Annotated in this window: 14 protein-coding genes and 1 pseudogene; 8 read left to right on the top strand and 7 right to left on the bottom strand. The window is 44.6% G+C overall.

The window, feature by feature from the left end:
- Window positions 1-46 precede the first annotated feature (46 nt).
- The 3 genes from LFYK43_RS08540 to LFYK43_RS08530 all read left to right on the top strand — a co-directional run bounded on the left by LFYK43_RS08540 (window position 47) and on the right by LFYK43_RS08530 (window position 3,509).
- Window positions 47-2,155, top strand: coding sequence for a pectate lyase-like domain-containing protein (locus LFYK43_RS08540; RefSeq protein WP_124977376.1), 2,109 nt, complete (start codon window positions 47-49; stop codon window positions 2,153-2,155).
- 174 nt (window positions 2,156-2,329) lie between these two features.
- Window positions 2,330-2,779, top strand: a complete 450-nt coding sequence (locus tag LFYK43_RS08535; protein WP_124977374.1) for a hypothetical protein — start codon at window positions 2,330-2,332, stop codon at window positions 2,777-2,779.
- Between the two features lie 229 nt (window positions 2,780-3,008).
- Window positions 3,009-3,509, top strand: coding sequence for a DoxX family membrane protein (locus LFYK43_RS08530; RefSeq protein WP_124977372.1), 501 nt, complete (start codon window positions 3,009-3,011; stop codon window positions 3,507-3,509).
- 59 nt (window positions 3,510-3,568) lie between these two features.
- Here the strand turns inward: LFYK43_RS08530 and LFYK43_RS08525 are convergent, their stop codons facing one another.
- From LFYK43_RS08525 to LFYK43_RS08515, 3 genes are all read right to left on the bottom strand, one after another.
- Window positions 3,569-3,895: an AzlD domain-containing protein gene (locus LFYK43_RS08525; protein WP_124977370.1), complete on the bottom strand. Its 327-nt coding sequence runs from the start codon at window positions 3,893-3,895 to the stop codon at window positions 3,569-3,571.
- The gene (locus LFYK43_RS08520) at window positions 3,882-4,589 is read right to left on the bottom strand and encodes an AzlC family ABC transporter permease (RefSeq protein ID WP_124977368.1); all 708 of its coding nucleotides are present in this window, start codon (window positions 4,587-4,589) and stop codon (window positions 3,882-3,884) included. Before LFYK43_RS08520 ends, LFYK43_RS08525 begins: the two co-directional genes overlap by 14 nt.
- A gap of 135 nt (window positions 4,590-4,724) precedes the next feature.
- Window positions 4,725-5,225, bottom strand: coding sequence for a hypothetical protein (locus LFYK43_RS08515; protein WP_124977366.1), 501 nt, complete (start codon window positions 5,223-5,225; stop codon window positions 4,725-4,727).
- Between the two features lie 157 nt (window positions 5,226-5,382).
- Here LFYK43_RS08515 and LFYK43_RS08510 point away from each other — a divergent pair, with 157 nt between their 5' ends.
- The 4 genes and pseudogenes from LFYK43_RS08510 to LFYK43_RS08495 all read left to right on the top strand — a co-directional run bounded on the left by LFYK43_RS08510 (window position 5,383) and on the right by LFYK43_RS08495 (window position 8,268).
- A complete protein-coding gene (locus tag LFYK43_RS08510) occupies window positions 5,383-5,871 on the top strand; it encodes a GNAT family N-acetyltransferase (protein WP_124977364.1) in 489 nt (162 codons plus the stop codon).
- A 130-nt stretch (window positions 5,872-6,001) separates the two neighbouring features.
- Window positions 6,002-6,448 (top strand): universal stress protein, encoded by a 447-nt coding sequence (locus tag LFYK43_RS08505; protein ID WP_124977362.1) that lies wholly within the window; start codon window positions 6,002-6,004, stop codon window positions 6,446-6,448.
- A gap of 146 nt (window positions 6,449-6,594) precedes the next feature.
- Window positions 6,595-7,247 (top strand): annotated as a pseudogene (locus tag LFYK43_RS13095) (HAD family hydrolase).
- A gap of 73 nt (window positions 7,248-7,320) precedes the next feature.
- Window positions 7,321-8,268: an NADP-dependent oxidoreductase gene (locus LFYK43_RS08495; protein ID WP_124977360.1), complete on the top strand. Its 948-nt coding sequence runs from the start codon at window positions 7,321-7,323 to the stop codon at window positions 8,266-8,268.
- A gap of 66 nt (window positions 8,269-8,334) precedes the next feature.
- On the opposite strand, the gene LFYK43_RS08490 is transcribed toward LFYK43_RS08495, so the two are convergent.
- The 4 genes from LFYK43_RS08490 to LFYK43_RS08475 form a co-directional block, all read right to left on the bottom strand.
- Complete coding sequence (locus LFYK43_RS08490; protein WP_124977407.1) at window positions 8,335-10,107, bottom strand: oleate hydratase; 1,773 nt, start codon at window positions 10,105-10,107, stop codon at window positions 8,335-8,337.
- 175 nt (window positions 10,108-10,282) lie between these two features.
- Window positions 10,283-11,059, bottom strand: a complete 777-nt coding sequence (locus LFYK43_RS08485; protein ID WP_124977358.1) for an acetoin reductase — start codon at window positions 11,057-11,059, stop codon at window positions 10,283-10,285.
- 134 nt (window positions 11,060-11,193) lie between these two features.
- Window positions 11,194-13,158: a M13 family metallopeptidase gene (locus tag LFYK43_RS08480; protein ID WP_174713985.1), complete on the bottom strand. Its 1,965-nt coding sequence runs from the start codon at window positions 13,156-13,158 to the stop codon at window positions 11,194-11,196.
- A 547-nt stretch (window positions 13,159-13,705) separates the two neighbouring features.
- A complete protein-coding gene (locus LFYK43_RS08475) occupies window positions 13,706-14,353 on the bottom strand; it encodes an SDR family oxidoreductase (protein WP_124977354.1) in 648 nt (215 codons plus the stop codon).
- 288 nt (window positions 14,354-14,641) lie between these two features.
- On the opposite strand from LFYK43_RS08475, the gene LFYK43_RS08470 reads away from it, so the two are divergent.
- Window positions 14,642-14,885: UPF0236 family transposase-like protein (locus tag LFYK43_RS08470; RefSeq protein ID WP_174713984.1), on the top strand; the 244-nt coding region annotated here is incomplete at its 3' end.

Raw genomic sequence — 14,885 nt, 5'->3', positions numbered from 1 at the left:
CACGTTTTAGATGATGAAGTGAGCGGACAAAGGAGTGAACTGATTCATGAAAAAAGGACAGTTAGTTAAAACTGCAGTAGCTATGGGGATAGCCTTTACTTTGGGGACAGGTGCAAAAAGCGTTCAGGCAAACGACACAGTAAGCAAGGTGCAAAATCCAAGTGTCCAGGCTGTCCGCTTGGAACAAAGAGGTTCAAGCGTAATTTTAACTTGGAAGACATCTTTGCGACTAGGACAATATTTTCAGATCTACCGTGCAAATGGGGCCTATTCTACAGACAAAAAATTGATCGGAACGACGACTCATGGGGTATTTATTGATCGCTCTCCTGGCAAAAATGTCTATGGAAATTCATATACGGTCAAGGCTGTCAATAAACGGACGGGTCAGACCAGCGAGGTCAAAACTTCTTTAAACCAACAGATCTTTGGTAAAAACATGGTGATCTTCAATCCACAAGATGATCCCCAGCAGATCAATAGTACGATCAAAGGCACATTTGAGAAGCAAAAGAGTCCAGAGACTTCGCAGTTCAATAACTCACGCTACAGTTTCTATTTTATGCCGGGCAAGTATGATCAGGCTGATCCTAACCATGCCTATGAAATGGGTTATTACACGACGATCAATGGTCTGGGCAAGGTCCCTAGCGACACGGCTTTACCAAATATCCTCGTTGAAAATTATCTGAAGGATGAAAATAACAATGCGACTCAGAACTTTTGGACAGGGGTCGAAAATGTGCATCTGACTAACCTCAAACCACAGGCAGGTGTTAACGGCCAGTTTAATTATGCGACCTCTCAGGCTACTCCGCTAAGAAGAATGGAGGTTGACCGGGCCACACAGTTAGACTGGAAGTCCGGCTGGGCTAGCGGCGGTTATATTGCTGATTCTAACTTCAAGCAAAAAATCGGTTCCATGAGCCAGCAACAATATTATGTTCGGAACACCAATCTGAATAACAAATGGTATAACGGCGATGGCAGTTATAATTTCATGATGCAGGGCAATTTGAATGGTCCTGCGACGAATTGGTCTCAGACTGGTTCTGTGACCAATGTTGCACAAACACCTGTCAGCAAGGAAAAGCCATTTCTCTATATGGGATCAAATAACCGCTATCAGGTTTTCGTTCCTGCGCAAAGAAAAAATTCTCAGGGAACATCATGGTCCAAAGATTCGATGGGACCAGGATACTCGCAAGATTTATTGAGCCGCTTCTATATTGCCCGGGCTGACCGGGATAGTGCTGCTAGTCTGAATGCAGCGATTCGGCGGGGAAAGAATATCTTCTTCACACCCGGTGTATATCATCTGAACCAGCCTTTGCGGGTTGATCGTTCCAATACCATTCTTTTAGGGACAGGGATGGCGACGCTGCAAAACGATAACCATCAAGGTGCGATCAAGGTCGGCAACGTTGCTGGTGTCACCTTAGCCGGACTAATAGTTGATCAGGGCAGTCAATCAGAAACCTTAATTCAAATTGGGCATCGATATGGACGTCATTTCAGTTCACCAGCCAACCAGACACTGCTGTCAGATGTCTTTGTTCGCGTAGGTGGGCCAAATACCGCCCAAGTGCCAAAAGTTAACAAAGCCGTTGAAATCAATAATGATAATGTCATTGGTGACGATATGTGGATCTGGCGCGGAGACCATGGTTCACACATTGGCTGGACGCAAAATGAGATGAAAAACGGCTTGGTAGTTAACGGCAATAACGTGACAATGTATGGGCTGTTCTCAGAACACGGACAAAAAGAACAAGTCCTCTGGAACGGTGAAAATGGTCGGACCTACTTCTATCAGAGTGAAACTCCGTATGATGTGCAAAAACAGTCAGATTGGATGAGTCACGGTGGAAAGGTGAATGGTTACGCCTCATACAAGGTCGCCGATCACGTTAAACGCCATGAATTCACAGGCTCTGGTGTGTATGGTGTCTTCACCCAGACGAATGGGGCCAAGATCCAAACTGCAAATTCAATCGAAGTTCCTAATACTCCCGGTGTGATCGTGACTCATGCAGCTACCAAAACCTTTGCGGGCGATGGTAGCATTGACAATGTGATCAATGATCATGGTGGCAGCACAACCGATGGGCAAAAGCACTTCATCACCAGCTACCAAAATGGACATGTAGAGTAGAAAGTTTAGTAAGATCTTAATTTTATTAGGCTATCCGTTGGCGGACAACGGATAGCTTTTTTTCATAAACTATGCGAAAATCTTTGTATCCAAACTGAATTGAGTTAAAATAAAGGCAAATTATGCCTGGTGGTCCTAAAATTATTAGGAACACTATTTAGCGGAGGTGTTTTGATGGAATTTGAATTTCCTCTCAGTGTGCTCGATCCGCATACTGATTTAGTTGATGCGCGTGAATTAAACTTGTTATTGCAAAAAGATTTTCAAAATGTCCAAATTTTAGTGCGGCGTGTTGACCAAGCAAGTGCCGCGTTGGAGGCTTATTCCAAAGAACAATTGACACTGGCCGACTTACGCCAAGCGACTAGACCAGCGATCCGCGGTCTGCTTGATCAGCGTAATCTTGAGGAACATGCGCAGATTTTCGCTGAAATGCACGTGGTTGATCAGCTCAAAGACCAGCTTGATCTAACAGGATTGCATGAATTAGGGGTCATCACAGATTATGAACAAGCACGGATAGATTCTGGCAAATTAATGTTGCGGTCGCAACAAGACCGGATCAATTATGAAAATGAAGTGGGCGAATATTCTTTGGAGGAAGACTTTGGTCATCTCGGTTGATCGTCAATTTTTTGGCGGATCAGGTGAATTTGTGTAGAATTCCCCATATCAGATTTATTCATTGCGCAAAACTTATCATTGAATTGAAAGCAGCTTATTTCACATGAGATAAACCGCTTTTTATTGTGCAAAATTGAAAAAACAATTTAAGTTTTCTTAAAGTTTGCATTGTGATAAGATGGAGTTGCAATAATTTACATCTATATATTATATGTGGGAGGAATTTATTATGGTTAAATGGTTACGCAATAGTACCAGTGGAATGTGGGTCATGACGATCGTTCGTTTGTACCTTGGTTACCAATGGCTCATGGATGGTTTTGAAAAGGTTTCTGGTGGTTTTAGTGCTAAGGGCTTTGTCGCAAATGCCATCGCTCACCCAGTCGTTGGACCAACAGGTTCTCAATCTTTCCCTGGTTATACACCATTCTTAAAGAGTTTTGTGATGCCTAACATCAACCTTTTCAGCTTCGTGGTTTCTTGGGGTGAATTGTTGGTTGGCTTGGGCCTGCTTTTAGGAACATTGACAACTGCTGCAGCTTTCTTTGGTGTTGTGATGAACTTCTGCTACTTGATGGCAGGTACAGTTTCAGTTAACCCGACATATGTTTTGCTGGGCTTCTTGATCATGATCGCTGGTTTTAATGCTGGTAAGATCGGTTTGGATCGTTGGGTCGTTCCATTCTTGCGTGAAAAGATGCCATGGCTTAAACGCTCAGTTGAAAAGTAATTCGATAAATATCTAATAAAAAAGATGGATCCCGTGAAAAATGGGGTCCATTTTTTTTTTCAGATGATCAGCTGGCAGACTGCTGCCGAAAGCACACCGACGATAACGATCACGGGCAGATTTTTAGAGATAACAGCACTTAAGAGTGTTGGAATCGAAGCCAGTAAATTTAAAGTGTTGATCTCTGGTAATTGACCAGAACGGGGAATGAAAATTTCTTGAAACCAGAGAGCTGCCATGATCGTGATCGGAACAAAACTTAGAAATTCGATCACAGCTGGGCTTAAATTGAATTTTTTTAGTAAGACAAACGGCAAGATCCGTGAGAGCCAGGTGACGACTCCGGCTCCAAAAATTGTCCAAAGAATAAAGTTAAGCGTGGGCATGTTTTAAAATCACTCCTAACGTGCAGCCTAAAAGTGTGACTACGATGATCAGTACTTTGGCCGGAATTATCGCCATGCCAAAATAGGTCAGCAGTAAAACAAAGAGGATCACTATTAGCTGCTGTTTGATTGGAATGGTTTTATCGGCGATGACCTGTAAGTATAACAAACCGATGAACATGGCGGTAATAGCAAAGCCAAAACCAAATTTTTCTGGGTTGGAAAGTAAAGAGCCAAGCATTGCCCCAATGCCGGTCCCGATTATCCAGGTCAAATAAGAGGTTAAGTTGACGGTGTTGAACCAGGTAAAATTCAAAGTTCGGTTGGTATAGTTGAGCTTGTTCATCCCTAAAGCAAAGCTTTCATCGGTTAAAAACGTGCCCAGCAAAATATTACGCCAGGTTTTTTCTTGTTTGAAATATGGACTTAAAGTGGTACTGAGCAGCATCATCCGTGCATTGACTAAAAAAACTGAGAAGATGATCGACAGTATCGGGCTGTGGCTGAGCAGCATAGTTACCAGTACGAATTGGGCAGAACCGGCGTAAACGAAAATTGAGATCAGTGCAGTGAGCAGCACCGACAACCCAGAAGCTCGGCTCACGATCCCGAAGGCGATCCCGATCCCGATGTAGCCGAGGGTGGTGGGCAGAACTTCTTTCATGGCGGCACGGATAGTTAATTCAGGATGCATCGAAAGTCTCCTTTATGTAGGGTAAAATATTAATATTGAATGATTTCAATTAAGAAAATTCTAATTTAAAAGGGACAAAAAAACAAGGGCTTTTGCTAGAAACATGTTACTTTCCTGGCAAGGCCCTTGTTTTGCTTATTTAAGGTGGCTTTTTAAGATCCATTGGTCTTCGATTTCTGGCAGTTCAAGCTCGACTCGATCCATGATCCCATGATAAAGAGTTCTTTGGATAAAGACTGACTTAACATCTAAGTCAAAGTGAGGCAGGGTAAAAGTTAGGCCGCATCCCATGTAGCCCATTGAGACGATCCGAACATTATCAAAAACAGCGAGCTGCTGCAATGCCTTGTCCTCTTTAGCGTAGCTGTCCAGCTCCTGGTTAAGTGAGATCACCAGCGGGTCTTCGGAATTGATCCGTTTGCGGGAATCAAACCGGATCCCCGAAAGACCATCGTCGTAGCCAGTTCCGCCATCATCAATAAACTTACGTAATTGTTGATAGACTTCATTGATGCCTTCTTTTTCAAAACCGGATCCGATATATTCGACTGCGACTTCTTTGACGATTTCCTTTTCATCTTTTTCAATAATTTTGTTAGCTGCTGCAATAATTTCAGTTAATGAAACTTTATTCACGGGAATTCCTCCTTGACGAGCACTTTTTAATTCCGATTCCATTATACCAAAAGACGGGTGAGTGTCACTGCTGACCGGCTCGCAAAAAAAAGTGAAATTATTAGCAGAAAAAAAACAAAAAAGTTAAAATTAATCGTATATATACTTGGAGGGAGAAATGGAAGTGGATTTAAGCAATTACCGGCCGGTAATGACCACTAGTTATACCTTGGATTGGCTGACTAGGTTCAAGTTAAAGGAAGTCAATTTTCTATATCGCACGGTCAGCACTGTTCCTGTTTCAATGCTTGCGACCGCGAAATTTGTTAATCAGACCATGAGCCAAACGATGCGCGGGACCACTTTGCGCTGGGGGATCAAAGTTAATCACTCGGCGGAATTGATTGGAGTCTTGGCTTTAACCGAGATCGATTTTCAGGACAACTCTGCACAATTGGATTATGTACTGCCAGAAAAAGCTGACCAGCTGGGAGTCTTAGGGGAAATCATTCCTCATGTTTTAGAGATGCTCGCTGGAGCGGTAGATTTCCAGCGTCTTTTTGTGAGACACGATAAATACTCAGAACTTGAGCAAATTTTAGTTCACAATGGATTTACTTTAAACGAAAAAACAAAAAATGATACTTGGGTGAGCTTTTTCAAGTAATAATTTCAATCTAGTGAAGCGCTACCAATATCTAAATGACGCGTTTTGCGAATACTTTAGTAATCAGAACAAACGTGCTATCATAATAGTTGAAGAATAAAAGTTCGTGGAGAAAAAGGAATGATATAAAATGGCTGACAAAACAAAAGAAATGAAATTTCACCGGATCTTAGTGGGGGTCGATGATTCACATGACGCACAGTTGGCTTTTTATTACGCTGTGCGCTACGCGGCAGAAAACGACGCTGAACTGTTTATCGTTTCGATCCTTGAAAGTGATGAGATGAACGTTTACCAGGCTTTAGATGATGATTATGTTCATGGCGAACGCGGAGCCTTAGAGGAGCATATCCTAGACTTTAAGCAGCAGGCGCTTGATTCCGGTGTTAAACACGTCACAACGATGATTGGGGAAGGCAGTGCAGGTAAGACGATCGTCCAAGATGTGATCCCGCAAGTCGAGCCGGACTTGTTGGTGGTTGGATCCTTCGATAAACCAGGGATCGCCCGGAGATTCGGAAGTCAGGCAGCATACATGTCTAAATATGCACCATGTTCAGTGCTGGTGATCAGATAACTCAGAAATAATTTTAGGAGACGCTTGTTTTGTGCGTACTCCTTTTTATTTTATTTTTTTCAGGTATTACCTAGCAGCAAAAGCTGGTGCAGTCGCGATCATCTGACTAGCAACAATTTCGGCGATGATAGGAAGGAAGCAAATTAATGGATCTTAGCAGTAAAAATTTCATATTTTTCGACATGGATGGATTATTATTGGATACGGAAACCTTGTATTATGAAACCAGAAAAGAGGTCTTGGCTCAGTACGGTTTTCCCTTTGAAAAAAGTGACCATGCCCAGTACGTTGCCCGCGGTTTTGCGGACACGATCGAAAAACTACAGCAGCTGGTTGGCGATAAACAATTGGGGCAAGTTGTATTTGAGAAGGCGATGAAACTTTACCAACAGCGGATCACAGCGAGTCAAGTGCAGCTTAAAAAAGGCACTCGCGAACTGCTGACATATCTGAATGATCAGGGGAAAAATGCTATGTGACCTCATCGGCTGCCACAGAAACAATCGTTCAGACGGCGCGGGCGACCGGTATCGACCAATACTTTCTTGATTTCATTAGTGGCGAGGAGGTTGCACATAATAAGCCTGCACCTGATATCTATTTACATTCTTTAGCAATCACGCAGGCTGCAGCAAGTGACACCGAGGTCTTTGAAGACGCACCGACGGGAATCGAAGCTGCAGCCTCAGCCGGGATTGATGTGATAGTTGTGCCTGATTGGGTCCCGCTTGACTTGCAGGCTCGGCAATTGGCGGTCAAAATCATCTCTGACTTAAAGCAGGCTGTGGCGCTTTTATAATGAGCAAAATGTTTGCCTTAAAACAACGGAGATTGTTATCATCAATGCCATGTAATGGAGGCGAGATTCAATAATGAAAGCAATTGTGATCGAGAATTATGGTGAACCAGCTGAATTAGTTGAAAGAGATTTACCAGTACCGCGGCCGGCAGCAGACGAAGTCTTGGTTCAAATCAAAGCTACTAGCGTCAACCCGATCGACTGGAAGGTTAGGCGCGGATTTATGAAAAGTCAGGCTTCCTGGAAGTTTCCAGTGGTTTTAGGCTGGGATCTTGCTGGAGTAATTACTAAAGTTGGAAAAAACGTCCACGACTTTCAGGTTGGTGATGAAGTTTTTGCCCGCCCCGATGGTCCGGATCTAAATGGTGACGGGACACGCGGGACTTACGCTGAATATGCAGTAGTTAAGGCAAACCAGCTACTCTTGAAACCAGCCCAATTATCTTACGCACAAGCGGCGGCAATTCCATTAGCTGGATTGACTGCTTGGCAGGTCTTAGTAGATCGTTTGCACGTTAAAGCTGGCGACAAGGTCTTAGTTCAGGCTGGTGCCGGCGGAGTTGGAATGTTTGCGATTCAGATCGCTAAGCATCTGGGCGCGTATGTGGCAACAACAGCCAGTCCAGAGAACACGGAGATGCTGCGCAAACTGGGTGCGGATGAAGTGATCGATTACCATCAGCAGGAAATTACCGCCGTTTTACATGACTACGATGCGGTTTTTGATACGATCGATCAGATCCCAGCGGGGTTAGCGATTTTAAAACCCACCGGACGGTTAGTCACGATTGCGGGGCAGCCGACTGAAGCACAACAGGTCGCCCATCCTTCAGCCTCACACTGGTGGCTGCAAGCTAATGGGACACAACTCAAGCAGTTGGCAGCTCTAGTCGAGGCTGGTGAGTTGCAAGTCGTGATCGACAGCAGTTTTCCGTTGACCGCTGCGGGACTGCAAGCTGCTCACAAATTGAGTGAAAACGGTCATGTTCACGGCAAGATCGTGATCACGACTGATCAATGAGAATAAAGAAAAAGTCGTTTAGTCGCTGCATACTTGCAGGAACTAAACGGCTTTTATGTTTTGCTGTTAAATCAAGTGAGCATCTTCCAGTAATTCTCCGATCCAAGTCTGTTCGATTTTTTTCAAACCCTTGTTTTTCACGATGCCAGGAAGCGGGAGTTTACTGTCGGTTAATTTTTCTTTGTCATTGAGATAGTAAAGTGCCTTGAGCAATTCGCGGATATCGTAGACGGAGTTAAAGACTTCAGGTACACCGCGCTGAACACCTAACAGGCTGTAAACGGCCTCCATCGCGGTCCGCACCGAGTATTCGGTCGTAAAGACTGTATCGCGAGTCGGCGATTCGGCAAAGTTGCCGATAAAGGCGAGGTTCTTTGAACCTTCGGGTACGACTGCCGGACGGTCGCCTTTGACCCGCGGCATGAAATAAGCGGTGATAAACGGCATATAGACCGGATTAGTGTTGATCGACTCTTGCTGGGCTAATTTAGGGATCATCGCTTCAGGTACACCAAGATGGTAGAGCCATTCTTCCGTGATCTCCTCACCCGTACAGTCGACGATTTTCTTGTGAATGTAATTTCCGGGTGTATCAGAGTATAAGGCGTAGATCCAGACCGTCGTTTCGTTATCTTTTTGTTCCTTGAAATGCGGCTGACGGTGGACACAAAAGCTCATGAACCAATTTGAATCTTTGATCGTAATGATCCCGCCGGTATTGACCTTGCCGTCATGGAGTTCACGTTTGGTCAAACGTTCGATATAAGGTTCAACGTTGGGATTTTTGATCGTGGCAGTTGCCGAGATATACCAGGCTTTTTGCGGGATCCCTTTGTAAAAGACTTGGGGATGGCCGAAATCAGGTGATTGTGCGGCTAAATTCTCCCATAAAGTCCAGCTTGGACCAGGTTCGGTTGTTGCTGGGGCAGCTTCATGGTGACTGCCATAAGTTGTGCTTTCGGTGATCGACCCATTGGTGACAAAGACCAGGTCATCGTCACTTAAAGTGATCTCCTTTTGAGCCCCGCCGACAGTCAAATCTAATTGACGTGCATGTTTTTCACCATTATTGGTTTCGACTTCAACGTTATCGACGATCGTGTCAAATTGGAAATCAACGTGATGGCTCTCTAGATATTTGACAATGGGCAGAGTCATTGATTCATATTGGTTATATTTATTGTATTTTAGGGCAGTAAAGTCCGGCAGACCATCGATGTGATGAATAAAACGCATGCAGTAACGCCGCATTTCTACCACGGAATGCCATTTTTCAAAGGCAAACATCGTGCACCAATAGTACCAGAAGTTGCTGGCAAAGAATTCATCCGAAAAATAATCACCGATCGTTTTTTTGCCCAGCTCCTCTTCAGGAGTCATGATCAGCCTGACGATCTCCTTGGCCGATTTTCCCAGAGTATATTGGCCGTCATCAGGGACCTCGTTTCCGCGCTGATAGATCATGCGGCAATTGGAACTGTTCGGGTCATCTTGGTCGAGCCAGTAGTACTCGTCCAAGTAGGATGCACCCTCAATTTCAAGTGACGGGATCGAGCGATACATATCCCACATACATTCAAAATGGTTTTCCATTTCACGGCCACCGCGGGTCACAAAGCCGATATCGGGGCGTTCGGTGCCATCGAGCGAACCGCCTGCGACAGATAATTCTTCTAAAATATGAATGTGGTCTCCTGGCATCTGACCATCGCGGACCAAGAAAACTGCTGCTGACAGACCGGCGAGACCGCCGCCGACGATATAGGCAGATTTATTTTCGACACCTGCTGGTTTGCGCGGTTTAGCAAAAGCTTCGTAATTACCGTTGGAATAATACATCATGATGTCTCCTTTCATTATAGCTATTACGTGTCCACTATAACGAAAGCACGCAAAATAGTCAATGAAAAGGTTTTGATTTAACGAAATTTAATAATTGCTTGCAACATTATAAAAGAACTGGTTCACTTCTTCGATTGAAAAGTGAGCCAGTATCTTGAGATTTAAATGAGTTTTATAGTAAGCCGCCACCGTCGACAGCGTATGCTTGTCCAGTAATGAACTCTTCCTTTGGTCCAACCAAAAATGAAACCAAATTAGCGATATCGTTTGGCTCTACTGTTCGGCCTAATGGAATAGTACCAATATAATCTTGCTTGTTTTGACCAAGTGGTTTGCCGTTGATATCTGACATTTTCCGGTCAATTTCATCCCACATGCCGGTGGTTGCAACTACGCCCGGTGCATAAGCATTGACGGTGATGTGATCATGGGCATATTCGTTAGCGGCTGCTTCGGTGATGCTGATTACAGCTGCCTTAGTTGAAGAATAGGTTGCCCAGACTGGGAAAGCATGCATCCCGGCGATTGAAGAAGCATTAATAATGCGTCCAGAGACACCGAGTTCTCTGAACTTGCGGGCAGCAGCTTGGATACCGTAAATAACACCAAAGACGTTGATCTTGTAACTGAATTCCAGGTCTTTAGTTTTGATGTCGTCGATTTTGTCGACCTTAGCCACGCCGGCATTGTTGATCATGACGTCAAAACCGCCCAGCTTTTCTGCAGCTTCATCAACAGCACCTGAAACTGCCTCTTGATCAGTAACGTCAACGGGGACAAAAACGGCCCGTTGTCCAAATGCTTCAATTTCTTTGATCACTTCTTGTGCTTTTGTTTCTTGAGCGGATAAATCAGCCAAAGCGAGATCGAAGCCGTCTTGAGCCAAGTGACGGCTGATTTCAGCCCCGATTCCTTGAGCAGCGCCTGTGATCATTGCAACTCTTGTCATGTTAAAATCCTCCAATATGTTTTTATTTTCACAAACATTGTACATCGGATGAAATCGCTTTACAATTAAAAATTTTGATATAGTTAAAAAAACCGCAAGATCTTGGTTCGATCCTGCGGTCAGATTCATTATTTTTACCAGATGTTGACGCGTTGGTCTTCCGGCAAATACATGCCATCTCCTGGTTGAATGTCAAAGGCTGTATAGAAGTCAGCGAGATTCTTCGGCTGAACGTTAGCTCGCAAAACGTGCGGCGCATGGACGTCGATACTTAAGAGCAATTTTTCTCTTTCAAGGGAAGACTTCATCCGCCAAACACGAGCCCAGTTGATAAAGAAGGCACGGATATCGACATCGTTGTCACCCTTTGCGGCTTCTAAGGCACAGCTCAAGCCGCCTGCATCGGCGATATTTTCGGAGACAACAAGTTTACCATTGACCTTGCCAGCTCGAGTTTCCAAACCGTCAAACTGGTCGATCTCATCTTGTGCCAGTTCCTTAAAGTGTTTCAGGTCGGCCTCAGTCCACCAGTTGTGCAAGTTGCCAAGTTCATCGAACTGGGCGCCATTATTATCGAAGGCGTGTGAAATTTCATGCGCGATCACGGCCCCGATCCCGCCATAATTTTGGCTGGAGCTCTGGTCTAATGAATAAAATGGTGCCTGCAAAATTGCAGCAGGAAAGACGATGACGTTAAAAGACGGGTTGTAATAGGCGTTGACCATGTGAGCGGGCATTTCCCAGCGTGTCCGGTCGACGTCAGTCCCAAATTTTGCATAGTGGTCTTTAAGCGTGATCTTGGTCAGGCGCTCATCGTTTTCATACAGGCTGGCTTCAGGATCGATCGTGAATTTTTTGTAGAGGTCATCGAGTTTATCCGGATAGCCGACTTGAATCCCCAGTGTGCCTAATTTAGTGACTGCCTTTTCCTTTGTCGCTTGACTCAGCCAGTCATTGTGTGAGAGGCGGCCTTGGTAGACAGCGACCATCTTTTCAACCATCTGGTGGACATCATTTTTGGCAGTTTCGCCAAAGTATTTATGGGCGTAGTAGAGGCCGACAACTTGGTCAAATTGACCAGCAGCAAAGTAATAAGCGGCTTTCTTCTGGTTCATCGGTTCCTTGGAACCAGACAAGGCACGGGAATATTCACCGCCGACAACGCGGGCTTCATCGCTCAACAAGCTGGAGGCACCAACTAAGCGTTTGACAAAAAGCCAAGCTTTTAAATCAGGGAAGGTGTCGTCATTGACCAGTTCGTCTAAAGCTTCGTAGAATTTCGGCTCACTGACGATCACTTGATCAGGCGTGGTCTTGATCAGTTGTTTGGCATAACCAGCCAGGTCAACGTGGGTACTAAATTTGGAAAAATCTTCAAAGGAGTACTTATTGTAGTCTTTAGCATAATCGGCGCGCTCGGTACTGTCTTTTTCATGCGGAGCCAGGCTGCGGTCGAATTTCAGGGCGCCCTGTAAAGTTTCATTGGCGAAGTCATCAGGGTAGCCGGCTAATTTGAAGAGTTTTAAGACCATGTTGGAGTAGACTTGCAGCAGAGCGGCGGCTTGCTCATTATCTTCGGTGTAATAAGTCTTGTCAGGCAAGATTAGAGAAGGAACCTCGGCATTTAGGGCATAGTGGGAAGTATCCTTCATATCCGGAGCAACATAGAGTTGGAAAGGAGCGGCGTTACCGTTTAAGGTCAGTTCATACAAATGAGCTTCCCAGTCTTTGAGGTCTGTGAGAGAGGCAAGCTGGTCCAAGGAATCTTTGACGGGAGAAAAACCGGCGGCATCACGAGCAGCGTAATCGGCGACGATGCGGTAATATTTGATAAATTCTTGGAGGTACTGGTCAGAAACAGGAGAATCACCCGCAAGCATTTCATCGAAGTCATGCATCAAGGTTTTTTCGATATTATCGGCTAGGTCGGCAAAACCGCCGGTGGTAGGTTTATCGGCGGGAATTTTAGCAGTTTTAAGCCATTCGCCGTTGACGGCTTGGTACAGATCATCTTTAAGTAAAGTGGTATTAAGTGTATCGGTCAAAAGAAAGCCTCCTATTGAATAACAAAGCGAAGCGATTCGGGAGCTTCTGAGCATTAACGGAGACTAGAGATATAGCGTGGTTTTAAGCGCTATGGCTCTAGCCTTGGTTAAGCGGAAGAAGCTGAATCGTGGAGCTCGACTAAAATAACAGAGCGCAATGAGACGGGAGAAAGTGAGCACTATCGGGCCCTGAGACTAGACTGCGGTTTGTGCAGTATGGTCTCAGGGCTGGATAGGCGGAGCTTTCTGTCTCACGAAGCTCGACTAAGAATAACAGAGCGGAACATGGCGGTTAGCAGATGAGCATTATCGGACTAGCAGAGATAATGCGGGTTTCAGCGTTGTCTGTGCTAGTTGGATAAGCGGAATCTGCTGCCATGCGCAGCCCGACTAAGAAAACAGTCCGGAGCCAAACTGGTACACCCGCCAACTGTAACATTTGAGCGTTAAATTGACGTTTTCAGACCTCAATTAGGCGGGTGGCACAGCAACTTAGCCCCAGCATATAAATTAAATTCTGATTAAAACTATTTTATACTATTCTGACAGTGATTTAAAGCAGTCGTGTTAATAATTTTCATTGTAGTGAATTGCGAGACAATTATTTAGCATTCTTGATCGCCTCAACAATGGGTTGCTCTCCACTGACCAATGGGATCACTTTGCCAATTGATGAAGGATCATTCAGGCTGGCAACGATTGCTGCGGCGACATCGGCCCGGGAAATAGACTTGCTGCCATCATCTGAAGGTGAAGTCGAAACTTTGCCAGTCCCTGGATCAAAGGTCAAAGCTCCGGGTTCTAAAATGGTATAAGCTAAATTTGTCCGGTGCATCAGCCATTCATCAGCGTAAAATTTAGCAGCATAGTAAGGCTTGATTGCAAACCACTTAGTCCGGTCTTCCGCGTTGAGCGCACTGACCATGATGAAGCGCGCGATCCCGGCGTTTTCTGCTGCCTGCATGCTTTTGACAGCTCCGTCCAGGTCAACTAGGATCGTCATGTCAGCTCCTGTTTTACCGCCCGAACCAGCGGCAAAGACCACGGCGTCATAACCCTTCAACTGCTGGGCCATTTCTTGCGGTTGACTTAAAAGGTCAAAAACCTCTGCCTGATACCCTGCTTGCTGTAAATCATCAGCTTGTTCAGCGCGATGAACGCCAGCTGTCACTTGTTGCCCAGCCACTTTTAGTTGCTCAATAGTCAAACGGCCAACATTACCTCCAGCACCAATCACAAAGACTTTCATTGGATCCACCCTTTCTAAAATCGGTTATGTTTTGAAACTCCACGTAAATTCTAAGAGAATGATCCCGCAAATGTCAAAGTTTGAAACTTTAAAGAAGTATAATTCTGCTTCTAAAATGAAAGTCTAAGTGTAAAGTTTTGGTTGGTTTTAAAAAATTAGGGCTTTTTCTTCTAGTTTGAAAGTTCACAATGTCGTGCAGGCTAAAAATAGTGCTTGCTTAACACCAAAAAGGACTATTATCCTTATACATGTAATCATCACAAAACATGAAAAGAGGATAATAGCCCCATGAATAATATTGTAGCTGAATTAGTCAAAATTTTAAAGAGTGAATCGTCTCTTCTTAAAAAAGGCCAACAAATTAATGCTTTTTTCGTTAGTCTGGCTCGGCAAGCAATTTCATTAGCTTTAACACAGCTCGATGATGAGCTTGCCCAAGAAAAAAGTCAAAACCAGATTCATCAAAAGAAACAAAGGACGATTTTGACAGCCTTTGGGGAGATCAGCTATGTTAGACGGTATTACCGCACTC

It is taken from the genome of Ligilactobacillus salitolerans (genome assembly GCF_003864415.1).
GTDB lineage: Bacteria > Bacillota > Bacilli > Lactobacillales > Lactobacillaceae > Ligilactobacillus > Ligilactobacillus salitolerans.
The sequence above is the reverse complement of the archived record's forward strand: the minus strand, read 5'-3'. Positions and strand labels throughout refer to the sequence as shown.

Excerpts from the sequence above, each read along its gene's own strand:
- LFYK43_RS08540 (WP_124977376.1), top strand. The coding sequence starts at position 47 with ATGAAAAAAGGACAGTTAGTTAAAACTGCAGTAGCTATGGGGATAGCC.
- LFYK43_RS08535 (WP_124977374.1), top strand. The coding sequence starts at position 2,330 with ATGGAATTTGAATTTCCTCTCAGTGTGCTCGATCCGCATACTGATTTA.
- LFYK43_RS08530 (WP_124977372.1), top strand. The coding sequence starts at position 3,009 with ATGGTTAAATGGTTACGCAATAGTACCAGTGGAATGTGGGTCATGACG.
- LFYK43_RS08525 (WP_124977370.1), bottom strand. The coding sequence starts at position 3,895 with ATGCCCACGCTTAACTTTATTCTTTGGACAATTTTTGGAGCCGGAGTC.
- LFYK43_RS08520 (WP_124977368.1), bottom strand. The coding sequence starts at position 4,589 with ATGCATCCTGAATTAACTATCCGTGCCGCCATGAAAGAAGTTCTGCCC.
- LFYK43_RS08510 (WP_124977364.1), top strand. The coding sequence starts at position 5,383 with ATGGAAGTGGATTTAAGCAATTACCGGCCGGTAATGACCACTAGTTAT.
- LFYK43_RS08505 (WP_124977362.1), top strand. The coding sequence starts at position 6,002 with ATGGCTGACAAAACAAAAGAAATGAAATTTCACCGGATCTTAGTGGGG.
- LFYK43_RS08495 (WP_124977360.1), top strand. The coding sequence starts at position 7,321 with ATGAAAGCAATTGTGATCGAGAATTATGGTGAACCAGCTGAATTAGTT.
- LFYK43_RS08490 (WP_124977407.1), bottom strand. The coding sequence starts at position 10,107 with ATGTATTATTCCAACGGTAATTACGAAGCTTTTGCTAAACCGCGCAAA.
- LFYK43_RS08485 (WP_124977358.1), bottom strand. The coding sequence starts at position 11,059 with ATGACAAGAGTTGCAATGATCACAGGCGCTGCTCAAGGAATCGGGGCT.
- LFYK43_RS08480 (WP_174713985.1), bottom strand. The coding sequence starts at position 13,158 with ATGCTCAGAAGCTCCCGAATCGCTTCGCTTTGTTATTCAATAGGAGGC.
- LFYK43_RS08475 (WP_124977354.1), bottom strand. The coding sequence starts at position 14,353 with ATGAAAGTCTTTGTGATTGGTGCTGGAGGTAATGTTGGCCGTTTGACT.